General features: G+C 75.5%; 4 protein-coding genes. 1 reads left to right on the top strand and 3 read right to left on the bottom strand.

Annotated elements, in window-relative coordinates; genetic code table 11:
• Positions 1–34 precede the first annotated feature (34 nt).
• From ACFWPT_RS03085 to sbnA, 3 genes are all read right to left on the bottom strand, one after another.
• On the bottom strand, positions 35–7351 hold the full coding sequence (locus tag ACFWPT_RS03085; RefSeq protein ID WP_380479091.1) for an amino acid adenylation domain-containing protein: 7317 nt from the start codon (positions 7349–7351) through the stop codon (positions 35–37).
• Complete coding sequence (locus ACFWPT_RS03080) at positions 7348–15309, bottom strand: amino acid adenylation domain-containing protein (RefSeq protein ID WP_380479088.1); 7962 nt, start codon at positions 15307–15309, stop codon at positions 7348–7350. The genes ACFWPT_RS03085 and ACFWPT_RS03080 overlap by 4 nt, the downstream gene beginning before the upstream one ends.
• A gap of 103 nt (positions 15310–15412) precedes the next feature.
• Entirely contained in the window at positions 15413–16450 is a 1038-nt protein-coding gene (gene sbnA / locus ACFWPT_RS03075) for a 2,3-diaminopropionate biosynthesis protein SbnA (RefSeq protein ID WP_063348730.1), read from the bottom strand.
• A gap of 221 nt (positions 16451–16671) precedes the next feature.
• On the opposite strand from sbnA, the gene ACFWPT_RS03070 reads away from it, so the two are divergent.
• Entirely contained in the window at positions 16672–23829 is a 7158-nt protein-coding gene (locus tag ACFWPT_RS03070; RefSeq protein WP_380479085.1) for an amino acid adenylation domain-containing protein, read from the top strand.
• The last annotated feature ends 165 nt before the right edge of the window (positions 23830–23994 follow it).

The following is a 23994-nucleotide window of genomic DNA, read 5'->3' as shown; positions in this document are numbered from 1 at the left end:
TCGGGATCGCGGGACGTGCCGGGTTGACCGGGCGTCAGGTGGTCGGGGTGCCGGTCGGGCTCGCGGCCAGGGCGGCGAGGGCGTGTTCGACGACCGCGCCGATCGCCGCCGCCGGTGCGGGTTGCAGCAGCTGCTGGTGCCCGCTGTCCACGTCGTGCGCGAGGACGGCGGAACCGACGTGCGGCTCCCAGCTCTTGACCTTGAGGGCGCGCTCCTCCGGGGTGGGGCGGGTGTCGCCGCCGACCGCCACGAAGAGCGTCATCGGGCAGCCGTCGAAGCGGCCCGGGGTGAACCGCTGGAACAGCTCCAGGTTGTTCCGCATGACCCCCAGCAGCCGTTCCAGCGTACCCGGTTCGAGCGCGGCGAGGGGGCCTTCGGTGCGGGCCAGGTGTGCGGCGACGCCTTGCGGGGTGAGCCGTTCCGGCTCCGCCGCGTCGACCCCGGCCTCGGCCAGGAAGTCGGCGAGGAACTCGGCGTCGCTGGGCCGGGCCCCGAGGGCGTCGTCGGGGTAGGCGTCCAGGTTGGCCAGGAACGCCACCTGTTCGCCGGCGGCGTGCAGCCGGACGGCCATCTCGTGCGCCACGACGCCGCCGTAGGACCAGCCGAGCAGGTGGTACGGGCCGTGCGGCTGCACGGCGCGCACCCGGGCCAGGTACTCCTCGGCGACGTCGCCCAGGTCGGTCGGCAGCGGGCCGTCGTCGGACAGGCCGCGGGCCTGGAGGCCGTAGACCGGCTGCTCCGGGTCGAGGTGCTCGGCGAGCGCCGCGAACGGGATCGCGAAGCCGAGGCCGCCGTGCACGCAGAACAGCGGGGGCCGCCCGCCGGTGGGCCGGATCGGCAGGACGGGCCCGAGCAGGTCGACCGCGCCGCCCCCGGTGGCGGCGGCCGCGGCCAGCGCCTCCAGGGTGCGGTGCTCGAAGACCGCGCCGAGGCTGATCGGCAGCCCGGCCCGGCCGGCCGCGTTGACCAGCCGGATCGCCTTCAGGCTGTCCCCGCCGAGGGCGAAGAAGGAATCGTCGGGGCCGACCGGGCCGGTGCCCAGGACCTCCTCGACGGCGGCGCAGAGCAGCCGTTCCGGCTCGGTGCGGGGCGCCCGCGGGGCGCGGGCCGAGGGGGTGGCCGCGGGGGCGGGCAGGGCCTTGACGTCCAGCTTGCCGTTGGCGTTCAGCGGCAGTTCCGGCAGTGCGGTGTAGCTCTCCGGCACCATGTGGCCGGGCAGCGAGCGGGCCAGGTGGCCCTGCAACTCGGCCGGTCCGGGGGTCGGCCGGCCGTCGGCGGGCACCAGGTAGGCGACCAGGCGGCGCTGGCCGGCGGCGTCGGCGGGGGCCAGGACGGCGGCCCGGGCGACGGCCGGGTGCTCGGCCAGCAGCCGTTCGATCTCGCCGAGTTCGACCCGGTAGCCGCGGATCTTGACCTGCTGGTCGGCGCGGGCGACGTACTCGATCCGGCCGTGCCGGTCCCAGCGGACCAGGTCGCCGGTGCGGTACATGCGTTCCCCGGGCGCGCCGAACGGGCAGGCGGTGAAGCGGGCGGCGGTCAGCGCGGGTTGGCCGAGGTAGCCGCGGGCCAGGCCCTCGCCGGCCAGGTACAGCTCGCCGACCACGCCGCGCGGCACCGGCCGCAGCGCCTCGTCCAGGACGTACGCGCGGGTGTCGCCGATCGGCAGGCCGATCGGGACGGTGCCCTCGGCACGGCCGAGGTCCTGGCCGGTGGCGAAGGTGGTGGTCTCGGTGGGGCCGTACACGTTGAACACCGTGGTGTCCGGCAGGGCGGCCCGCAGCCGGTCCAGGTGGTCGCGGGAGTGCGCCTCGCCGCCGGTGAGCAGCGCCCGCAGCGGGGCCAGGGCGCGCGGCCGGGTGTCGGCGATGGTGTTGGACAACTGGGTGGTGAGGAAGGCGACGCTCACCCGGGCGAGGGCCAGGAAGGACTCCAGGGCCTGCGGGTCGGCCGGGCCGGGCGGGTGGACCGCCACCCGGGCGCCGTGGGCGAGCGCGCCCCAGATCTCGAAGGTGGAGGCGTCGAAGGCGACCGGCGCGAAGTAGAGGAAGGTGTCCGCGGCGGTCGGCGCCAGCTCCGGCAGGCCCAGGACCAGGCGGACGGCGGCGCGGTGCGGGACCGCGACGCCCTTGGGCTTGCCGGTGGAGCCGGAGGTGTAGATGACGTACAGCAGGTCGTCGGGGTCGATCGGGGCGGCGGGCACCGGGGCGGTGACGGGCCGGTCGGCCAGGTCGGCCAGGGTTTCGGGGGCGTCCAGGAGCAGCTCGACGACCCCGGCGGGGAGCTCCCGTTCGGCCAGGGAGCGTTCGGTGACGAGCAGCCGGGCGCCGCTGTCGGCCAGCATGTCGCGGACCCGCTCGTCGGGGTAGGACGGGTCGATCGGCAGGTAGGCCGCGCCGGTGCGGGCGATCGCCAGCAGGGTGCTCACCACGGCCGGGCCGCGCTCCAGGCGCAGCGCCACCAGGTCGCCCCGGCGGGCGCCGCGCGCGGTCAGCAGGTGGGCCAGGCGGTTGGCCTCGGCGTCCAGTTCGGCGTAGCTGGTGTGCCGCAGCCGCTCGGGGTGGCCGGGCTCGGTGTGGACCAGCGCGACCGCGTCCGGGGTGGCCGCGATCCGGCGGTCCACCAGGGCGGTGAGGGTGCTGCGCGGGGTACCGGCCCGGTGGGTGCCGAGGGCGAGCAGTTCGGCCTCCTCCTCGGGCCCGAGCAGGTCCAGCCGGGACAGCGGCCGGGCGGGCTCGGCGAGGGCGGCGGCGAGCAGTCGCAGGTAGGCGTCGGTGATCCGGCGGGCCGTGGCGGGTTCGAACAGGTCGGTGCGGTACTCGACGGCGAGCGCGAGCGCGCCGCCGGCCTGCTCGGTGAGCTGGAAGAACAGGTCCCACTTGGCGGTCCGGACGGGCACCGGCTGCTCGGTCACGGCGAGCTCCGGGTCGTCCTCGGGCGCCGGGGCCGGGCCGGCCTGCTGGAAGCCGAGCATCACCTGGAACAGCGGGTGCCGGGCCATCGAGCGCTCGGGGTTGAGCACCTCGACGAGCTTCTCGAAGGGCACGTCCTGGTGCTGGTGGGCGGCCAGGTCGTAGGCCCGGACCCGTTCGGCGAGCTCGCGCAGTCCCGGGTCGCCGGAGGTGTCGGTGCGCAGCACCAGGGTGTTGACGAACATGCCGACCAGCTCGTCGAGCCGCTCGTCGGTGCGGCCGGCGATCGGGCTGCCGAGCGGGATGTCGGTGCCCGCGCCGAGCCGGGTGAGCAGGGCGGCGAGCCCGGCCCGCAGCAGCATGAAGGCGCTGACGCCCCAGGCGGCGGCGAGCCGGTGCAGCTCGGCGGTGAGCGGCTGCGGCACGGTGGTGCGCACGACGTCGCCGCGGTGCTCGGCCCGGGTGCCGCGCGGGTGGTCGAAGGGCAGCGCCAGTTCCTCCGGCAGGCCCTTCAGGGTCTCGGCCCAGTAGGCGAGTTGGCGGGTGAGTTCGCTCTGTGGGTCGTCCTCCGCGCCGAGCAGTCCGCGCTGCCACAGGGCGTAGTCGGCGTACTGGACGGGCAGCGGCGGCAGTTGGGCCGGGCGGCCGGCCACCCGGGCCCGGTAGTACGCGGTGAGGTCGCGGGTGAGCGGGGCGAGCGACCAGCCGTCGCCGGCGATGTGGTGCAGGACGATCGTCAGCACGTGCTCGTCCGGGCCGAGCCGGAACAGGCGGGCGCGGAGCGGGAGGCTGCGTTCCAGGTCGAAGCCGCGCGCGGCCTCGGCGGCGAGGGCGGCGGGCAGGCCCGCCTCGGTGGTCTCGCTCACCGGGAGCGGGACGGCGGCCTCGGCCGGGGTGAGCACCCGCTGTTCGGCCGGTCCGCTGCCGGTGGTCCCGGGGGTGGTCCCGGGGGTGGTCCCGGGGGTGGCCCCGGCGGGGGCGTGTTGCGGGAAGACGGTGCGCAGCGCCTCGTGCCGGGTGACCACATCCTGCAGGGCGCCCGTCAGGGCGGCGGTGTCGAGCCGCCCGGAGAGGCGGATCGCCAGCGGGATGGCGTACAGCCCGCCGGGTGCGCCCAGGTGCTCGACGAACCAGAGCCGCTGCTGCGCGTACGACAGCGGCAGCACGGCCGGGCGCGGCCCGGCGGCGAGCGGGGCGCGGCCGGGTGCGGCGGCGGCCAGCCGTTCGGCGAGGCGGGCGGGGGAGGGGGCCTCGAAGAGGTCCCGCACCTGGAGTTCGGCGCCGAGTTCGGCGCGGACCCGGTTGACGATCCGGGTGGCGAGCAGCGAGTGGCCGCCGAGGGTGAAGAAGTCGTCGTCGACGCCGACCCGGTCGAGTCCGAGCACCTCGGCGAAGACGCCGCAGAGCTGCTCCTCCTCGGCGGTGCGCGGGCTGCGGGCCGAGGTGGTGTACGCGGGAGCGGGCAGGGCGCGGCGGTCGAGCTTGCCGTTGGCGGTCAGCGGCAGCGCGGCGAGCGGGACCACGGCCGCCGGGACCATGTACTCGGGCAGCCGCTCGGCGGCGAACTCCCGCAGCCCGGCCGGGTCGGCGCCGTCGCGGGGCACCACGTAGGCGACCAGGCGCTGGTCGCCGGGCCGGTCCTCGCGGGCGATCACGGCCGCCTCGGCGACTGCGGGGTGTTGGCCGAGGACGGTCGCGATCTCGCCCAACTCGATCCGGAAGCCGCGCAGTTGGACCTGCTCGTCGGCGCGGCCCAGGTACTCCAGGGTGCCGTCGGCCCGCCAGCGGCCGAGGTCGCCGGTGCGGTACATCCGGGTGCCGCCGGGCTCGAACGGGCAGGCGACGAAGCGGGCCGCGGTGAGGTCGGGGCGGCGCAGGTAGCCGCGGGCCAGGCCGGGGCCGGTGATGTACAGCTCGCCGGGCACGCCGGCCGGGACGGGCTGCAGGGCGCCGTCGAGCAGGTAGACCCGCAGGTCCGGGATGCCGCGCCCGATCACGCTGCCGCCGCCGGCGGCGGCCGTCGGGGCGTCCAGCTCCTGGTAGGAGACGTGCACCGTGGTCTCGGTGATGCCGTACATGTTGACCAGGCGCGGCGCGTCGTCGGCGTGCCGGGCGTACCAGTCGGCGAGCTTGCCGATGTCCAGCGCCTCGCCGCCGAACACCACGGTCCGCAGGGCGAGCGGGCGCGGGCGGTCGGCGTCGGCGCGCATCAGCTGGTAGAAGGCGGACGGCGTCTGGTTGAGGACGGTCACCCGCTCCTCGGCGAGCAGGTCCAGGAAGGCGTCGGGGGAGCGCGACACGTCGTACGGCACCACGACCAGCCGGCCGCCGCGCAGCAGCGCGCCCCACAGCTCCCAGACGGTGAAGTCGAAGGCGATGGAGTGGAACAGCGTCCACACGTCGCCGGGGCCGAAGTCGAACCAGTCGTCGGTGGCCTCCAGCAGCCGCGCCACGTTCTGGTGCGGCACCACGACGCCCTTGGGGCGGCCGGTGGAGCCGGAGGTGTAGATGACGTAGGCCGGGTGCTCGGGGGAGACCGCGGTGTCCGGGGCGGTGGCCGGGTGGGCGGCCAGCGCGGCGGCCGTCTCCGGGGCGTCCAGGTCCAGGCGCGGCAGGTCCGGGCGTGGCAGGTCCGGGGCGTCGGGCGGCTCGGGCAGCACGCCGCCGGCGGTCAGCAGCAGCGCCGGACGGGCGTCGCGCAGGGTGTAGCCGATCCGGTCGGCCGGGTGGCCGGGCTCCAGCGGCAGGTAGGCCGCGCCCGCCTTGAGGACGGCCAGGACGGCGACGATCAGCTGGACGCCGCGCGGCAGCGCGACGGCCACCAGGCTCTCCGGGCCGGCGCCGCGGGCGGCGAGCAGGTGGGCGAGCCGGTTGGCCCGCTCGTCCAGCTCGCGATAGCTGAGGGCGGCCTCGCCGGGGGCGGTGACCGCGACGGCGTCCGGGGTGCGGGCGGCCTGCTCGGCGAACAGCTCCGCGACGGTGGCGCGCCGCGCGGGCTCCCGGGGGGCGGCCGAGGCGCCGCTCCACTCGCCGAGGATGCGGGCCAGTTCGGCGGGCTCGGGCGCGCCGAGCCGGGCGAGCGGGGCCTGCGGGTCGTCGGCGACCTGCTCCAGGACGCGGACCAGCCGGTCCAGGACGCGCTGCGCGGACGACTGCGGGTCCTCGGCGGTGTCAGTGTGCTCAGCGGCCTCGGCGAAGGCCGAGGGCCGGTAGGCGAGGTGCAGGTCCAGCCGCTCGCCGGGGAAGACGGTGAGGCTCAGCGGGTAGTGGGTGGCCGAGAGCACCTGGGCGGAGCTGACGGTGCCGCCCGACTCGCGGAACAGCGCGGCCTCGTCCAGCGGGTAGCTCTGGAAGGCGAGGACGGTGTCGAACAGCTCGCCCTGGACGCCGGAGGCGGCCTGCGCCTCGGCGAGCGGCAGGTGTTCGTGCGGCATCATCGCGAGCTGCTGGCGGGCCAGCGCCTCGAACAGCTCGCTCGCCCGCTGGTCCGGGCGCAGATCGGCGCGGACCGGCAGGGTGTTGGCGAACAGGCCGATCATCGACTCGACGTCCGGGACCTCGGCCGGGCGGCCGGAGGTGACCGACCCGAACACCACGTCCTCGCGGCCGGTGAGCCGGCCGAGCAGCAGCGCCCAGCAGCCCTGCACCACGGTGTTGAGGGTCAGGCCCCGGCCGCGCGCCCAGCCGGCGAGCGCCGCGGTGCGCTCCGGCGACAGGAACCCCCGCACGAGCGACGGCAGTTCGAGGGACTCGCCGTCGCCGGCCGCGGGCAGCGCCCGGACCGGCCCGTCCAGGCCGTCCAGCAGCTGCGCCCAGGCCGCCCGCGCGGCGGCCCGGTCGCGGCCGTTCAGCCAGGTCAGGAACGAGCGGTACGGCGCGGGTGCGGGCAGCGCCGCCGCCCCCGCCTCGTCGCCGAGCAGCACCAGCTCGCGGACGGCCAGCGGGAACGACCAGCCGTCCATGACGATGTGGTGCACCGACCAGAGGAACCGGTGGTGCCCCGCGCCCAGCCGGATCAGGGTGAACCGCATCAGCGGCGGCCGCGCCAGGTCGAACCGGCGCAGCCGGTCCTCACGCGTCAGCCGCTGCGCCTCCTCCTCCCGGTCGGCCTCGGGCAGGTGGGTGAGGTCGTGCAGCTGCCACTGCGGCTCGACCTCGGTCTCCTTGAGGACGACCTGGACGGGCTCGCCGGTCTTGCGGTTGCGGAAGCAGGCCCGCAGGTTGGGGTGCCGGCGCAGCAGCGCGGCCGAGGCCGCGCGCAGCCGGGCGGCGAGCTGCTCGCCGTCACCCGCGCCCGGCCCGTCGATCTCCGCGACGAACTGGAGGGTGTACAGGTCGGGCGAGGCCTGGTCGTACGAGGACAGGAACAGCAGCCCCTGCTGGAGGGGGGAGAGCGGAAGTACTTCGCTGATCTTCGACCCGGTTCTGGGGGCGGTCGTCACGAAAGTTCCTCATTCAACTCGAATTCCAGATCGGCCAGTTCCTCGTCGGACAGGGCGATCAGACTGCTTTCGGGCTCCGTCGGGGCGGACTCGGCGGGGTTCTGCTCCTGCTCCTCGGCGACCTGGGCCAGGGCGGCGGCGGTCTTGTGGGTGAAGATGTCGCGGGTGGTGAGGGTGAGTCCGGCCTTGCGGGCGCGGCTGACGACCTGGATGGAGCGGATGCTGTCGCCGCCGAGGGCGAAGAAGTCCTCGTCGATGCCGACCCGGCCGGTGCCGAGGACCTCGGCCAGGATCTCGGTCAGCACCTGCTCGCGCTCGGTGCGCGGCGCGCGGGCCTCCTCCTGGTCCCCCAGGTCGGGCTTGGGCAGGGCCTTGCGGTCGAGCTTGCCGTTGGGGGTGAGCGGCATGGTGTCGAGGACGAGCCAGGACGCCGGGATCATGTAGCCGGGCAGCAGTTGGGAGAGTTCGGCCCGGACCTGCGCGGGGTCGACGCCGGGGCCGGTGAGGTAGCCGATGAGGCGGGGGTTGCCGGAGGCGTCGGGGAGGACGGCGACGGCGGCGTCGGCGACGGTCTCCAGCGAACGGATGACGGCTTCGATTTCGCCGGTTTCGACGCGGCGGCCGCGGATCTTGACCTGGTGGTCGCGGCGTTCGATGAATTCGAGCTGGCCGTCGGGTCGTTGGATGACGCGGTCGCCGGTGCGGTACATCCGGGTGCCGGGTCCGGCGTACGGGTCGGCCATGAAGGTGGCGGCGGTGCGGGCGGGGTCGTGGAGGTAGCCGCGGCCGACTCCGGCGCCGCCGATGTAGAGCTCGCCGGGGACGCCGACGGGGACGGGCTGGAGTTCGTCGCTGAGGACGTAGAGGCGGGTGTTGCGCACCGCCGTCCCGATCGGGACGCGGGCGGTGAGCGTGTCGCCGGCGCGGATGATCGCGTGGGTGACGTCGTCTGAGCACTCGGTGGGGCCGTAGGCGTTCATCATCGGGATGTGCGGGTGGCGGGCGTGCCAGCGCTGGCACAGGTCCGCCGGGAGGGCCTCGCCGGTGACCATCAGCCAGCGCAGGTCCGGGAGTTCGGGGGCGTCGCCCTCGGTGTCCCAGGCGTCCAGGGCGGCGCGCAGCAGGGAGGGGACGACCTCCAGGACGGCGATCTTCTCGTCCCGGGCCATGCCGAACAGGGCGGCCGGGGCGGCGGCCATCTCCGTCCCCGAGACCCGGACGGTGCCGCCGACGACCAGCGGGGCGAGCATCTGCCAGACGGAGACGTCGAAGGTGAGCGGCGCGTTCTGGACGACGCCCTCCCCGGCGGCCAGGTCGAGATCGCCGACCTTGGCCCAGAGGTGGTTCATCATGCCGGAGCGCTGCACCATCGCGCCCTTGGGCTTGCCGGTGGAGCCGGAGGTGAACATCACGTACGCCAGGTCCAGCCCGGTGCCCACGCAGTCGGGCAGGGCCCGTGCGTCGGCGGCCTGCTCCAGGCCGATGACGGTGACCGGCCCGCCCTGGACCGCGCCGGCGAACTCGGCGGCCTGCTTCTCGTACCCGGCGCCGACCAGCAGGTGGCGGGCGCCGCCGTCCTCCAGCAGCCCGGTGTTGCGGGCGGCCGGGGCGGCCGGGTCGAGCGGCAGGTAGGCGCCGCCGGCGCCGATCACGCCCAGCACGCCGGTGATGAACGGGACGCCGGGCTCGGCGAGCATCGCGACCACCGAGCCGGTGGTGACCCCGGCCTCGGCGAGGCCCGCGGACAGGCCGCCGGCCGCCTCGACCAGCTCCCGGTAGGTCAGCGAGCCGGCGCCGTCGGTGACGGCGGTGGCCTCGGGGGTGCGGGCGGCGACGGCGCGCACCCGCTCGACGACGCCGAGGCTCTCCTCGGGGATCGACGGGTCCCAGGCGCCGAGCAGTCCGCCCAGCTCGCCGGGGGTGCCGGTGCCGGTGAGGTCCGCCGGGGCGGTCACGTCGACCTGGGCGAGCGGCAGTCCGGGCCGCTCGGCGACGGTCCGCAGCAGGTGCTGGAAGATCGCCGCGACCCGCTCGACCTCGGCCCGGCCGAACAGGCCGGGGTTGTAGTCCAGCCGCAGGTGCAGGCTGTCGCCGGGGTGGACCACCAGGCTCAGCGGGTGGTGCCGGGCGTCCAGGGCCTCGGTGCGGACGATGCGCGGGCCGTCGGCGACGCCGGTGTCGAGGCCGTTCTCGTCCAGCGGGAAGTTCTCGAACAGCACCACGGTGTCGAAGACCTCGCCGGACAGGCCGGCGGCCTGGTGGATCGCGGCGAGCCCGAGGTGCTCGTGCGGGAGCAGCGCGGTCTGCTGGTCCTGGAGGGCGTGCAGCAGTTCGGCGAGGGTGTCGCCGGGGTGCAGCCGGGCCCGGACCGGCACGGTGGTGAGGAACATGCCGATCATCGACTCGACGTCCGGGACCTCGGCCGGGCGGCCGGAGGTGACGGCGCCGAACACCACGTCCTGGCGGCCGGTGAGCCGGCCGAGCAGCAGCGCCCAGCAGCCCTGCACCACGGTGTTGACGGTCAGGCCCTGGGTGCGGGCCCAGCCGGCGAGCGCGGCGGTCAGCTCGCGCGGCACCTCGGCGAGCACCGCGTCGGGCAGCGCCGGGAGGCGGCTCGGGTCGGCGGGGACGAGCAGGGTGGGCTCGTCGATGTCGGCCAGCACCTCGTGCCAGGCGGCCCGGGCGGCCGTGCGGTCCTGCGCGGTCAGCCAGGCCAGGTACGAGCGGTACGGGGCCGGGTCGGGCAGCAGCGCGACGTCCGCGCCGGGCGCGCAGAGCGCGAACAGCTCGCGGACGAGCAGCGGCATCGACCAGCCGTCGACCAGGATGTGGTGGCTGGTCCAGATGAACCGGTGCCGGCCCTCGCCGTGGGTGACGAGCGCGAAGCGCAGCAGTGGCGGCGCGGCGAGGTCGAAGCGGCGGGTGCGCTCGGCCTCGGTGATGCGGTTCAGCTCGGCGGCCCGGGCGGGCTCCGGCAGGTCGGTCAGGTCGGCGTCCAGCCAGGGCAGTTCGGCGTGCTGGGCGATGACCTGGACGGGCTCGCCGGTGGCCCGGGCGCGGAAGGCGGCGCGCAGGTTGGGGTGCCGGTCGAGCAGGGTCTGCCCGGCGGCGCGCAGGGCGTCGGCGTCGAGGTCGCCCTCGATGTCGGCGACGATCTGCAGGGTGTAGACGTCGACCGCGTCCGCGGCGCTGCCGGCGGCGGTGTCGTAGTCGGCGTGGAAGAGCATGCCCTGCTGGAGCGGGGTGAGCGGCAGGACGTCGGCGAGGGCGGTGCCGGCCTCGGCGAGTTCGGCCTCGTACTCCTCGATCTCGTCCTGGGCCAGGGCGACCAGCGGCAGGTCGGAGGGGGTGCGGCCGCCCGCGCCGGGGGCGGTGGCGTGCCGGGCGAGCAGTTCGAGGGCGCGGAACCAGGTGGCCGCGACGTCCTGGGCGTCCTCCTCGGCGACGGTCCGGCCGGCCCAGGACCAGTTGGCGATCAGGTGCGGGCCGTCGTGCCGGTCCTCGGTGGCCGGGGTGACGTCGAGCAGGTGCGGCAGCGGCATGCCGGGGTGGGCGCCGGTGCCGACCACGCCGTCGCCGCCGGCCGGCTCCCAGAGGCGGGCCTCGCGGGCGTCGAAGCGGCCCATGTAGTTGAAGCCGATCTGCGGCTTGTGGTGGCCGGCCAGGGCGCGGGCGGCGTGCGGGTTGAGGTAGCGCAGCAGGCCGTAGCCGACGCCGCGGTCGGGCAGCGCGCGCAGCTGCTCCTTGATCCGCTTGAGGGCGGCGGCGAGGGCGGGGCCGCCGGCCCAGAGCTCGTCCCAGTCGAGCGTGCCGGGGTCGAGGCGCATCGGGAAGGCGCTGGTGAACCAGCCGACGGTGCGGGACAGGTCGAGGCCGTCGCTGAGCTGCTCGCGGCCGTGGCCCTCCAGCTCGATCAGGGTCTGGGCGTAGTCGGCGCGGCCGTGCCGGCGGCGCCAGTCGGCGACGGCGAGGGCGAGGCCGGTCAGCAGGACGTCGTTGACCTCGGCGTGGAAGGCCGCCGGGACGTCGGTGAGCAGCGGGCCGGTGACCTCGGGGCCGAGCTCCAGGCGCAGGGTGCGCTGGGTGCCGTAGACGTCCGTCTCGGGGTCGAGCCGGTGGGTGCCGACCAGCGGGTCGGGGCCGGTCAGGATCGACTGCCAGAGGGCGAGTTCGGGGCCGCGGACCTGGGTGCGGGCCTGCGCGGCGAGCAGCTGGGACCAGGCGCGGTAGGAGGTGCCGACCGGGTCGAGGGCGGGGGTGCGGCCGGCCGCCAGCGCCTCGCAGGCGGCGGCGAGGTCGGGCAGCAGGATCCGCCAGGACACGCCGTCGATGACCAGGTGGTGGGCGGAGAGCACCAGCAGGGCGGTGTCGGCGCCGGGGGCCGCGCCGATCAGCACGGCCTGGATCATCACGGCGGCTGCGGGGTCGAGCCGGGCGCGGGCGGCGGAGGCCTGCCGCTCGGCGAAGCCGAGGGCGTCCTGGTCGTCGGCGCCGCTGCCGGCGCCGTTCTCGGCGGTGGCGACCAGGCGGACGCCGGCGAGCGCGCCGGGGGCCAGTGCCTCCAGGTGCCACAGGCCGGGGGCGGGTTCGGTGGCCCGGGTGCGCAGCGCGTCGTGGTGGTCGACCAGGGTGTGCAGGGCCGCGTCGAGCAGTTCGGCGTCCAGGGCGGCGGGGACCCGGACGACCACGTGCTGGCTGTACTTGACGACCGGGCCGGTGAGGCTGGTGGTGTCGTCGTGCAACTGGCCCATGATCGGGGTGAGTTCGTACGGGCCGGTGCCGCCCGCGTCCTCGGCGGGCGCGGTCGCCGCCGTGGGGTCGGCGCCACCCGCGATCCGGGCGAGGGCGGCGGCGGTCTTGTGGGTGAAGATGTCGCGGGTGGTGAGGGTGAGTCCGGCCTTGTGGGCCCGGCTGACGACCTGGATGGAGCGGATGCTGTCGCCGCCGAGGGCGAAGAAGTCCTCGTCGATGCCGACCCGGCCGGTGCCGAGGACCTCGGCGAGGATGTCGCAGAGGACCCGCTCGCGCTCGGTGCGGGGGCCGCGGAGGGTGTCCTGCTCGCCGAGGGCGGGCTTGGGCAGGGCCTTGCGGTCGAGCTTGCCGTTGGGGGTGAGCGGCATGGTGTCGAGGACGAGCCAGGACGCCGGGATCATGTAGCCGGGCAGCAGTTGGGAGAGTTCGGCCCGGACCTGTGCGGGGTCGACGCCGGGGCCGGTGAGGTAGCCGATGAGGCGGGGGTTGCCGGAGGCGTCGGGGAGGACGGCGACGGCGGCGTCGGCGACGGTGTCGAGCGAACGGATGACGGCTTCGATTTCGCCGGTTTCGACGCGGCGGCCGCGGATCTTGACCTGGTGGTCGCGGCGTTCGATGAATTCGAGCTGGCCGTCGGGTCGTTGGATGACGCGGTCGCCGGTGCGGTACATGCGGGTGCCGGGTCCGGCGTAGGGGTCGGCCATGAAGGTGGCGGCGGTGCGGGCGGGGTCGTGGAGGTAGCCGCGGCCGACTCCGGCGCCGCCGATGTAGAGCTCGCCGGGTACGCCGACGGGGACGGGCTGGAGTTCGTCGCTGAGGACGTAGAGGCGGGTGTTGCGGACGGCGGTGCCGATGGGGACGCGGGCGGTGAGGGTGTCGCCGGCGCGGATGACGGCGTGGGTGACGTCGTCGGAGCACTCGGTGGGGCCGTAGGCGTTCATCATCGGGATGTGCGGGTGGCGGGCGTGCCAGCGGTGGCACAGGTCCGCCGGGAGGGCCTCGCCGGTGACCATCAGCCAGCGCAGGTCCGGGAGTTCGGGGGTGGTGCCGTCGAGGTCCCAGGCGTCCAGGGCGGCGCGCAGCAGGGAGGGGACGACCTCCAGGACGGCGATCTTCTCGTCCCGGGCCATGCCGAACAGGGCGGCCGGGTCGGCGGCCATGTCGGTGCCGGAGACCCGGACGGTGCCGCCGACGACCAGCGGGGCGAGCATCTGCCAGACGGAGACGTCGAAGGTGAGCGGCGCGTTCTGGACGACGCCCTCCCCGGCGACCAGGTCGAGGTCCCCGACCTTGGCCCAGAGGTGGTTCATCATCCCCGAGCGCTGCACCATCGCGCCCTTGGGCTTGCCGGTGGAGCCCGAGGTGAACATCACGTACGCCAGGTCCAACTCACCTCCGACAGAGGCGAGTTCGGCGCCGCTGGTGGAGTCGGACGGGTCGGTCAGCGGCAGGGCGGTGGTCGCTCCGGCGGTGAGCTCGGCGGCCTGCTCCTCGTACCCGGCGCCGACCAGCAGGTGGCGGGCGCCGCCGTCCTCCAGCAGCCCGGTGTTGCGGGCGGCGGGGGCGGTCGGGTCGAGCGGCAGGTAGGCGCCGCCGGCGGCCTGGACGGCCAGCACACCGGTGACGAAGGGGACGCCGGGCTCGGCGAACATCGCGACCACCGAGCCGGTGGTGACCCCGGCGGCGGTCAGCCGGGCGGCCAGGCCCGCCGCGCGGGCGACCAGTTCGCGGTAGTCGATCCGCTCGGCGCCGTCGGCCACGGCCACCGCGTCGGGCGTACCGGCCGCGACGGCGCGGACCCGCTCGACCAGGCCCTGGTCGGCGGCGGTGGCCGGATCCCAGGCGCCGAGCAGCCCGAGCGGTTCGCCGGTCGCGCCCAGGCCCACCTGGCCGAGCGGACGGTCCGCGGGCATGGTGGCGAGGGTGCCGAGGAAGGTCTCGAACCGGGCGAGGTGGGTGGCGAGTTCGGCCGGCTCGTACAGCTCGGGGTTGCCGTCGAGGTGGATCTCGACGGTGCCGTCGTCCGCGTTCAGGACCGTCATGATGAGGTCCTTGACGATGCCGGTGGACAGGTTGACCACGACCCCGCGGCAGTCGCCGAAGGCCAGCTCCGGATCCTGGTTGAGCACGTTGATGAACGGGCCGAAGGCGCGCTGGTCGTCGATCCGCAGGCCGATGTCGCGGCGGACCTTGTCCCCGCGGTAGCGCTGGTGCTTCAGCGTGCCGGCGACCTCGACCCAGGCCGCGCGCAGCAGTTCGGTGCGGGTCATCTCCGGGCGCACCCGGACGGCCAGCGGCAGGTAGTTGGCGAGCATGCCGGGGATCTCGCGGCTGACCGCGCCGACCCGGCCGGTGACCGGCAGGGTGAGCAGCGGCGCCGCGACCCCGGTGACGCGCTGGGTGTAGGCGGCCATCGCGGCGACCATCAGGACCGGCATGGTGACCTTGCCGTCCTGGGCGAGGGCGTGCAGCGCGGCCGTGGTCGCGGGGGAGAGCCGGGCGGTCTCGCGCAGCGCGACCCGGCCGGGGGCCGGCTCCTGCTCGGAGAGCGAGACCAGCTCGGGCACCGCGCCGTGCCGGTCGGAGGTGAGGCGGTCCGTCCAGTAGGCGCGGTCCTTCTCGACCATCGACGAGTCGAGGTACTTGCGCTCGGCGTCCAGCAGCCGGTGGAAGGCCGGCATGGCGTCGGCGTCCAGCTCGGCCGGGCCCTCGCCGGCGGCCAGCCGGGTGTAGGCGCTGGACAGCTTGGGGTAGAGCAGCGAGCGGCTGAAGCCGTCCGCGAGGATGTGGTGCATGCACAGGTAGAGCAGGTGGTGCTCCGGGGCGAGCCTGATCAGCGCGCCGCGGAACAGTGGGAAGTCGGTGACCTTCATCGGGTCGGCGTGGTCGGCCCGCATCCACCGCTCGGCGGCCGCCGAGGGCTCAGCCTCGCCGCTGAAGTCCAGCGTCTTGAGCGGGAGCTGGGCGAGCGGGCGGATGATCTGGCCGGGGGCGCCGTCCTCCTCGACGAACTGCACCCGCAGCCCCTCGGCCTCGTGGCCGAGGCGTTGCAGCGCCCGTCCGAGCAGCTCGGCGTCGAGCGGTCCGCGCAGATCGATGTAGTCCGCCATGTTGTAGGCCAGCGGCCCGGCGGCGAACTGCTCGTCGAACCAGATCTCGGCCTGTGCCGCGGTGAGCGGAAGGACAGCGTTCCGGTTTGTCGTCACTGCTTTGCTCTCCGTCATTCTCAGCCTCAGCCCCGCCTTGAAAACTCTCGACCCTCTGATCCCGCCGGCTCCGACCCCGCAGGCCCCGCCCCCGGCGGACCGGTCAGCCGGACACGGTCTGGAGCCCGGCGGCGACGCCCGCCCCGAGGCCCCGGTGCTCGACCCCGGGCAGCAGGCCCTCCGGGCCGACCGAACCGCGCACCCACTCGTCGTGGTAGACGGTGTCCATGTAGCGCTCGCCCAGGTCCGGCGAGATGGTCACGGCGGTCACCCGCTCGCGCACGCCGCCCGCGCCGTCGCCGTAGTGCTCGTTCAGCCAGCGCAGCGCGCCGCTGACGGCCGTCCCGGTGGAACCGCCGAACAGGAAGCCGCCGCGCATCAGTTCGCGGCAGGTGCGGACGGTGTCGGTCTCCTCGACGTGGACCGCCCGCTCCACCAGCGACTCGTCCAGCAGCGCGGGCCGCACGCTGGTGCCCAGGCCCGGGATGTGCCGGGTGGCCGGCGGGGCGCCGAAGGTGACCGAGCCGACGCTGTCGACCGGGACGACCCGCACCGAGGGGCGCCGCTCGCGGAAGTACCGGGCGCAGCCCATCAGCGTCCCGGTCGTGCCCGCGCCGATGAACAGCACGTTCAGGTCCGGGAACTGGCGGGCGATGGCCGGCGCGGTGGTCCGGTAGTGCGCCATCCAGTTGCCCGGACTCAGGTACTGGTTGAGCCAGACCCGCTTCTCGTCGGCGGCGAGCAGCGCCTTGACGTGGCGGATCCGCGCACCGAGGAAGCCCTCGGTCTCGTGCGGCTCGGTGATCAGGTGCACCTCGGCGCCGTACGACTCCATGGTGCGGCGGGTGACCTCGTTGCAGCGAGAGTCGGTGACGCAGATGAACTTGTAGCCGCGGCTGGCGGCGAGCACGCTCAGGGCGACGCCCATGTTCCCGGACGAGGATTCCACCAGGGTCGAGCCGGGGCCGAGGACGCCCGCCGCCTCGGCCTGCGCGACCATTTCCCGGGCCGCTTTCAGCTTGATGGACCCGGCGAAGTTGAACCCTTCGACTTTCAGGAAGAGACGGTGCCCGAAGAACGGCTGCAGATTCACGAAGAGGTCGCTGACCTCGAATTCGTGCGACGCGGAAATGACCGGCACTGGAGACTCCTGGCCTTCGGTAACGAATTAGCCTCGGCGGCAAGCCTCCCGCCGGGCGCTGACGAGGGGCTGACGGACTGCTGACGGGGTCCGCGACCAGGGTTTCGGACCCGTCCTGAGGCACGCGTCAGCCGTCCGTCAGTTGCCGGTCAGTTGCTCGTCAGCGCCATCGGAAAGCGTTTGTTATTCCGCACTTGCAGGCCTTCCACGAGGAGCCCGGTTTGAATCGGCCGTCCGCCATCAGTGAAGTCCTTCCGCTCTCGCCGCTGCAACAGGGACTGCTCTTTCTCTCGGAGTACGACCGTGAGGGGACGGACGTCTACACCATTCAGCTGGTCCTCGACCTGGACGAGCTGACCGACGCCGATGCCGCCGCGCTGCGCACCGCGGCGGGCCTGCTCCTGGAGCGGCACCCCAACCTGAAGGCCTGCTTCCGGCACCGCAAGAACGGCGAGGCGATCCAGGTGATCCCCACGTCGGTCGAACTGCCGTGGCGCGAGGTCGCGGTGGCGGCCTCCGCCGAGGGGCCGGAGACGGAGTTCGACCGGCTCGCCGAGGAGGACCGGCTGCGCCGCTTCGACCTCGCCCGCCCGCCGCTCCAGCGGCTCACCCTGGCCCGCGCCGAGGGCGGGCGCTGCCGGCTGGTCTGGACCGTCCACCACATCCTGGTGGACGGCTGGTCGATGGTCTCGCTGATCGGCGAACTCGCCGCGCTCGCCGAGGAGCTGAAGGCCGGCGGCACCCCCGCCAAGCAGCCGCGGGCCGGCGCGGCCCGCTACCAGGCGCACCTGGCCTGGCTCGGCGCGCAGGACAAGGAGGCCGCCCGGCAGGCCTGGACCGCCGCCCTGGCCGGGGTCGTCGACCCGACCCGGCTGGTTTCGGCCGGCCGCGACCGGGCCGCCGGTGCGGCCGCGCTGCCGCAGGCCGTCCCGCTGGAGCTGACCCCCGAGGTCTCCACCGCGCTGACCGGCTTCGCCCGCTCGCGCGGCCTGACCGTCAACGCGGTGGTGCAGGGCTGCTGGGCGCTGCTGCTGTCCCGGCTGACCGGCCAGGACACCGTGCTGTTCGGCGCGGTCACCTCCGGTCGGCCGGCCGAGGTCCCGGACGTCGAGCGGATGGTGGGCCTGTTCGCCAACACGCTCCCGGTCCGGGTGGACGTCGACCCGGCCCGCACCCCGGCCGAGCTCTTCGCCGACGTGCAGCGGTCGCAGACCGCGCTGCTGGCGCACGAGCACCTGACCCTGGCGGAGGTCCAGCAGCTCACCGCCGTGCGCGGCGAACTCTTCGACACCGCCCTGATGTTCCAGAACTACCCGATGGGCGGCCTGCCGCTGGCCACCGGCACCGGCCCCCAGGTGACCGGCGCCGACGTCCGCTCCGCCACCCACTTCCCGGTCACCCTCACGGTCTTCCCCGGCACCCCGTTCGGCCTGGCCGTCAACCACGTGCCCGCGCTGGTCACCCGGGCCGAGGCCGAACTGGTCGGGCGGCGCTTCGCCCGGCTGCTGGCCGCCGCCGTCGCCCGGCCCGACGAGCCGTGCGGCCGGCTGGACGTCCTGGACGAGGCCGAGCGCGCCGGGATCACCGAGGCCCGAAACGCCACCGGGACGCCGCTGCCCGGCGACTGGCTGGCCCCGCTGCTGGCCGCCCGGGCCGCCCGCACCCCGGACGCGCCCGCCGTGCGCTGCGGCGAGGAGCGCCTGACCTACCGCGAACTGCACGCCCGCGCCGACGCGCTGGCGCACGCCCTGCACGCTGCCGGGGCCGGCCCGGAGCAGGTGGTGGCGATCGCGCTGGACCGCTCCTGCGACCTGGTGGTCGCCGCCCTGGCCGTCCTCAAGTCCGGCGCGGCCTACCTGCCGCTGGACCCGGACTACCCGGCCGACCGGCTGCGCTACATGCTCGCCGACGCCGCCCCGGTGGTCACCCTCACCCACCGCAGGGTGCGCGAACTCCTCGCCGCCGAAGCCGCCGAAGGCGAGATGAGCACCGGCGAACTGTGGGTCCTGGACGGCCCGGACGCCGCGACCGGTGCGCCCGGGCAGCGCGTACCGGGCACGGCCCCGCACGCCGACCACCCCGCGTACGTGATCTACACCTCGGGCTCCACCGGCCGCCCCAAGGGCGTCGTGGTGCCGCACCGGGCGCTGGTCAACCTGGTCGAGGACATGGTCGCCCGTTTCGAAGTGACCACCGAGGACCGCTTCCTCGCCGTCACCACCTTCGGCTTCGACATCGCCAACCTGGAGCTGTTCGTCCCGCTCGCCGCCGGCGCCGAACTGCTGGTCGCCGACCGCGAGACGGTCCGCGACCCGGCCGCCCTGGCGGACGCCGTCACCGGCCTGGACGCCACCCTGCTGCAGGCCACCCCCAGCCTCTGGCAGTCGCTCGCCGCCGACCACGCCCCCCGGCTGGCCGGCCTGCGCGCCCTGGTCGGCGGCGAGGCGCTGCCCGAGCCGCTGGCCCGCACCCTCACCGCGCACTGCGCGTCCGTGACCAACGTGTACGGCCCGACCGAGACCACCATCTGGTCCACCGCCGCGCCGCTGACCACCACCGCGGCCGGGCCGCCGCCGATCGGCGGCCCGATCGCCAACACCCGGGTGTACGTCCTGGACGGCGCGCTGCGCCCCGTCCCCGACGGCACCTTCGGCGACCTCTACCTCGCCGGCACCGGCCTGGCCCGCGGCTACCTGGGCCGCCCCGGCCTGAGCGCCGAGCGCTTCGTCGCCGACCCGTACGGCCCGAGCGGCGCGCGGATGTACCGCACCGGCGACATCGTCCGCTGGGACGCCGCCGGCACCGCCCTGGAGTACGCGGGGCGCAGCGACCACCAGGTGAAGATCCGTGGCTACCGCATCGAACTCGGCGAGATCGAGTCCGTGCTCGCGGCGCAGCCCGGAGTGACGCGGGCCGTCGTCACGGCCCGCACCGACCAGGCGGGGGACGCCCGCCTGGTCGCCTATGTCGTACCGGCAGGGATCGACCGCGACCGCTTGCGGGAGCGGGCGTCATCGGTGCTGCCCACGCACATGATCCCTGCCGTGTACGTTCCCTTGGACGACCTGCCGCTGACCCCCAACGGCAAGGTCGACCGCAAGGCCCTGCCCGCCCCGCCGGACGAGCGGGCGGGCACCGGACGCGAGCCCGTGGGGGAGCGCGAGGAACTGCTCTGCGCGGTCTTCGCGGAGGCCCTCGGGCTCGACCGGGTCGGCGCCGACGACGACTTCTTCGAACTCGGCGGCCACTCGCTGTCCGCGACCAGGGTCGCCAACCGGCTGCGTGCCGCGCTCGGCGCGGACGTCCCGGTGCGGGCCCTGTTCGACGCCCGGACGGCCGAGGCGCTGGCCCGCGCCCTCGACCCGGAGTCGGCGGCCGCCGACGCGGCGGAGCCGGCCCCCCGGCGCCCCGCGCTGCGCGCCGTCCCGAACCGGCCGTCCTCGGTGCCGCTCTCGCACGCCCAGGAGCGGCTCTGGTTCCTGGACAAGATGGACGGCCCCACCGGCAGCTACAACATCCCGCTGGCGGTCCGCCTCACCGGCCCGCTGGACGCCGCCGCGCTGGCCGCCGCCGTCCGGGACGTGGTGGCCCGGCACGAGAGCCTGCGCACCGTCTTCGCCGAGGCCGACGGGCTGCCCTCGCAGCTGGTGCTCTCCGCCGAGGAGGCCGAGCAGGCCGGCGCCCCGCTGGTCGTGGTGGACCTCTCCGGGGCGGCGCCGGGCGCGCTGGAGGCGGCGCTGGCCGCCGAGGCCGCCCACCCCTTCGAGCTGTCCGCCCAGGTGCCGCTGCGGGCCCGGCTGTTCACCCTCGGCCGGGACAGCCACGCGCTGGCCCTGACGGTGCACCACATCGCCGCCGACGGCTGGTCGCTCGGCCCGCTCGCCCGCGACCTCTCCGACGCCTACCGGGCCCGGCTGGACGGCGCCGGGCCGCGCTGGGAGCCGCTGCCGGTGCAGTACGCCGACCACGCGCTCTGGCAGCGCGAACTGCTCGGCTCCAAGGACGACCCGGACAGCCTGGCCAGCGCCGAACTCGCGCACTGGCGCGAGGCGCTGGCGGGCATCCCGGAGGAGCTGGACCTGCCCACCGACTTCCCCCGCCCGGCCCGGGCCGGGCACCGCGGCGCCGAGGTCGAGTGCACGGTGCCCGCCGAGACCCACGCCCGGCTCGCCGAACTGGCCCGGCGCGGCGGCGCCAGCCTGTTCATGGCCGTCCAGGCGGGCCTGGCCGCGCTCCTCACCCGGCTGGGCGCGGGCACCGACATCCCGCTCGGCAGCCCGGTGGCCGGGCGCACCGACGACGCCGTCCGGGACCTGGTCGGCTTCTTCGTCAACACCGTGGTGCTGCGCACCGACACCTCGGGCGACCCGGCGTTCACCGCCCTGCTCGGGCGGGTCCGGGAGACCGACCTGACCGCCTACGGGCACGCCGAACTGCCCTTCGAGCACCTGGTGGAGGAGCTCAACCCGGTCCGCTCGATGGGCCGGCAGCCGCTCTTCCAGGTGATCCTGGCCTTCGAGAACAGTGCCGACCCGCTGCCCGCGATGCCCGGCCTGAGCGCCGAGGTGCTGCCGATCGGCAGCACGACGGCCAAGTTCGACCTGTCCTTCCAGGTGCTGGAGCGGACCGGCCCGGACGGCGCCCCGGCCGGACTGGACATCCGCCTGGAGTACCGCGAGGACCTGTTCACCGGGGCGACGGCGGCCCGCCTCGCCCGGGCCCTGGCCACCCTGCTCGACTCCGCCGCCCGCACCCCCGACGCGCCGCTCAGCGCCCTCGACCTGCTCACCGCCGAGGAGCGCCGCGTCCTGCTGGAGGAGTGGGCCGGCCCGACCGCCCCGTTCACCCCGGTCACCCTGACCGCCCTGTTCGAGGGCCTGGCGGCCGCCGACCCGGACCACCCCGCGCTGATCGGCCCGGACGGCGTACCGGCCGGCCCGGCGACGATGCGGCTGTCCTACGCGGCGCTCAACGAGCGGGCCAACCGGCTCGCCCACCTGCTGCTGGAGCGCGGGGTCGGCCCCGGCGACGTGGTCGCGCTGGCGATGCCGCGCTCCGCGCCGCTGGTGATCGCGCTGCTGGCGGTGCTCAAGACCGGCGCCGCCTACCTGCCGGTCGACCCGCAGTACCCGGCCGAGCGGATCGCCTACATGCTCGACGACGCGGCGCCCGCCCAGGTGCTGACCGTCGAGGCGGTCGCCGACCGGATCCCGGGGCTGCCCGAGGGCGTCGTCCCGCTGGTCCTGGACTCCCTGCGTACCCGGTCCGACCTGACCGGCCGGCCCGACCGCAACCCCGTCGACGCCGACCGCACCCGGCCGCTCGTCCCGCAGGACGTCGCCTACGTGATCTACACCTCGGGCTCCACCGGCCGCCCCAAGGGCGTCGCGGTGCCGCACCTGGGGGCGGCCAACCTGGCCGCCAACCACCAGGCGCGGATGGGCGCGGGGCCGGACACCCGGGTGCTGCAGTTCGCCTCGTTCAGCTTCGACGCCACCGTCTGGGAGCTCGGCGTCTCGCTGTACTCGGGCGGCACCCTGGTGGTCGCCACCGACGAGAGCCGGGTCTCCGGCGAGGTGCTGGGCGCGCTGCTCGCCGAGCACCAGGTCAACCACGTGGTGCTGCCGCCCACCGTGGTGGCCGGCCTGCCCGAGGACGTGGTGCTGCCCGAGGGCCTGCACCTGCTGGTCGGCGGCGAGGCCTGCCCGGCCGCGCTGGTCGACCGGTTCGCCCCGCTGACCGAGTTCCGCAACGCCTACGGCCCGACCGAGGCCTCGGTCTGCGCCACCTGGAGCGACCCGCTGCGCCCCGGCAGCGGCCGCCCGCCGATCGGCCGCCCGCTGGACAACCACCGGCTGTACGTCCTGGACGACGCCCTCGCGCCCGCGCCGGTCGGCGTCACCGGCGAGCTGTACATCGCCGGCACCGGCCTGGCACACGGCTACCTGCGCCGCCCCGTCACCACCGCCGAGCGCTTCGTCGCCGACCCGTACGGGCCGGCCGGCACCCGGATGTACCGCACCGGCGACCTGGTCCGCTGGCGGGCCGACGGCACGCTCGACTACGTCGGCCGGGTGGACCACCAGGTGAAGCTGCGCGGCTTCCGGATCGAGCTCGGCGAGATCGAGGCCGCGCTGGTGCGCCACCCGGTGGTCGTGCAGGCCGCGGTGCAGGTCGCGCCCTCGCCCACCGGCGTGCCCCAGCTGACCGGGTACGTGGTGCCGCTGCCCGGCGTCGCCGCCGTCGACGTGCCGGTGCTGCGCGCGTTCGTCGCCGAGTCGCTGCCCGCGCACATGGTGCCCGCGACGCTGGTGACGCTGCCCGCGCTGCCGCTGACCGCGAACGGCAAGCTCGACACCCGCGCCCTGCCGGCGCCCGGTGCCGCGCCCGCCGCCGCGCAGGCCCCGGTGCGGAGGCCGGGCACGCCGGCCGAGGAGGTCATCGCCGGGGTCTTCGGCGAGATCCTCGGCCTCGACCAGGTCGGCGCCGACGGGGACTTCTTCGACCTCGGCGGCGACAGCCTGCGCTCGGTGCAGATCGTCAGCCGGGCCGCGAAGGCCGGGCTCACGCTCTCGCTGGCCGACGTCTTCACCCACAAGACGGTGGCGGCCCTCGCCGCCGCCGCCCGGCCCGCAGGCTCGCAGCGGCTCCCCGCGACGGTGCTGGAGCCGGTGCTGCCGATCCGGCCGGCCGGCACCGCCGAGCCGCTGTTCTGCGTGCACGGCGGGGTCGGCTTCGGCCTGCCGTACGCGGAGCTGGCCCCGCACCTCGACCCGGCCCGGCCGGTGTACGCGCTGCAGTCCGACGGCATCGCCGCGCCCGAGGGGGAGTGGGAACGGCCGCAGGGCGTGCGGGAACTGGCGGCCACGTACCTGGCGAGGATCCGCCGGGTGCAGCCGCACGGCCCGTACCACCTGCTGGGCTGGTCCTTCGGCGGGCTGGTCGCGCACGAGATGGCGGTGCAGCTCCAGGCGGCGGGCGAGCGGGTGGCCTTCCTGGCGGCGCTGGACGTCTTCCCGGTGCTGCCGGGCGACCACAACCCGACCGACGAGGAGATCCGCGGGGCCTTCCTCGCCCACCACGCCGCCGGGGCGGGCATCGACGACGGGGAGCTGCGCCGGCTGATGGCGGTGATGCGCCACCACACGGACATCGCCCGGGAGTTCACCCCCGGCCGGTTCGACGGCTCGCTGCTGCTGTTCACCGCCGCCGACGAGGTGCAGGGCGCCCCCGCCGCCGAGCTCGCCGACCGCTGGCGCGCGCACCTGACCGGCGCGCTGACGGTGCACGACGTCGCCTGCGGCCACGAGGAGATGCTCGGCCGGGAGGCGGCCGGCCGGATCGGTGCGGTGGCCGACGCCGCGCTGCGCCGGTCCTGAACGACCGGACGGCCGGGCCCGGAATCCGGGCCCGGCCGTCACGGGGCCGTCGGGGGGGCGCCCACCCCGGGGGCGCCCCGGGCGGGGGGGGGCCGGGCCCACCCCCCCCGCGGCGTCGCAGAGAGGGGGCTTTCACATGAAAATGAAGGGGGGGGGGTGGTGGAG

It is taken from the genome of Kitasatospora sp. NPDC058478, assembly GCF_042720345.1.
Taxonomy (GTDB): domain Bacteria; phylum Actinomycetota; class Actinomycetes; order Streptomycetales; family Streptomycetaceae; genus Kitasatospora.
This window is presented reverse-complemented; position numbering and strand designations above follow the sequence as displayed.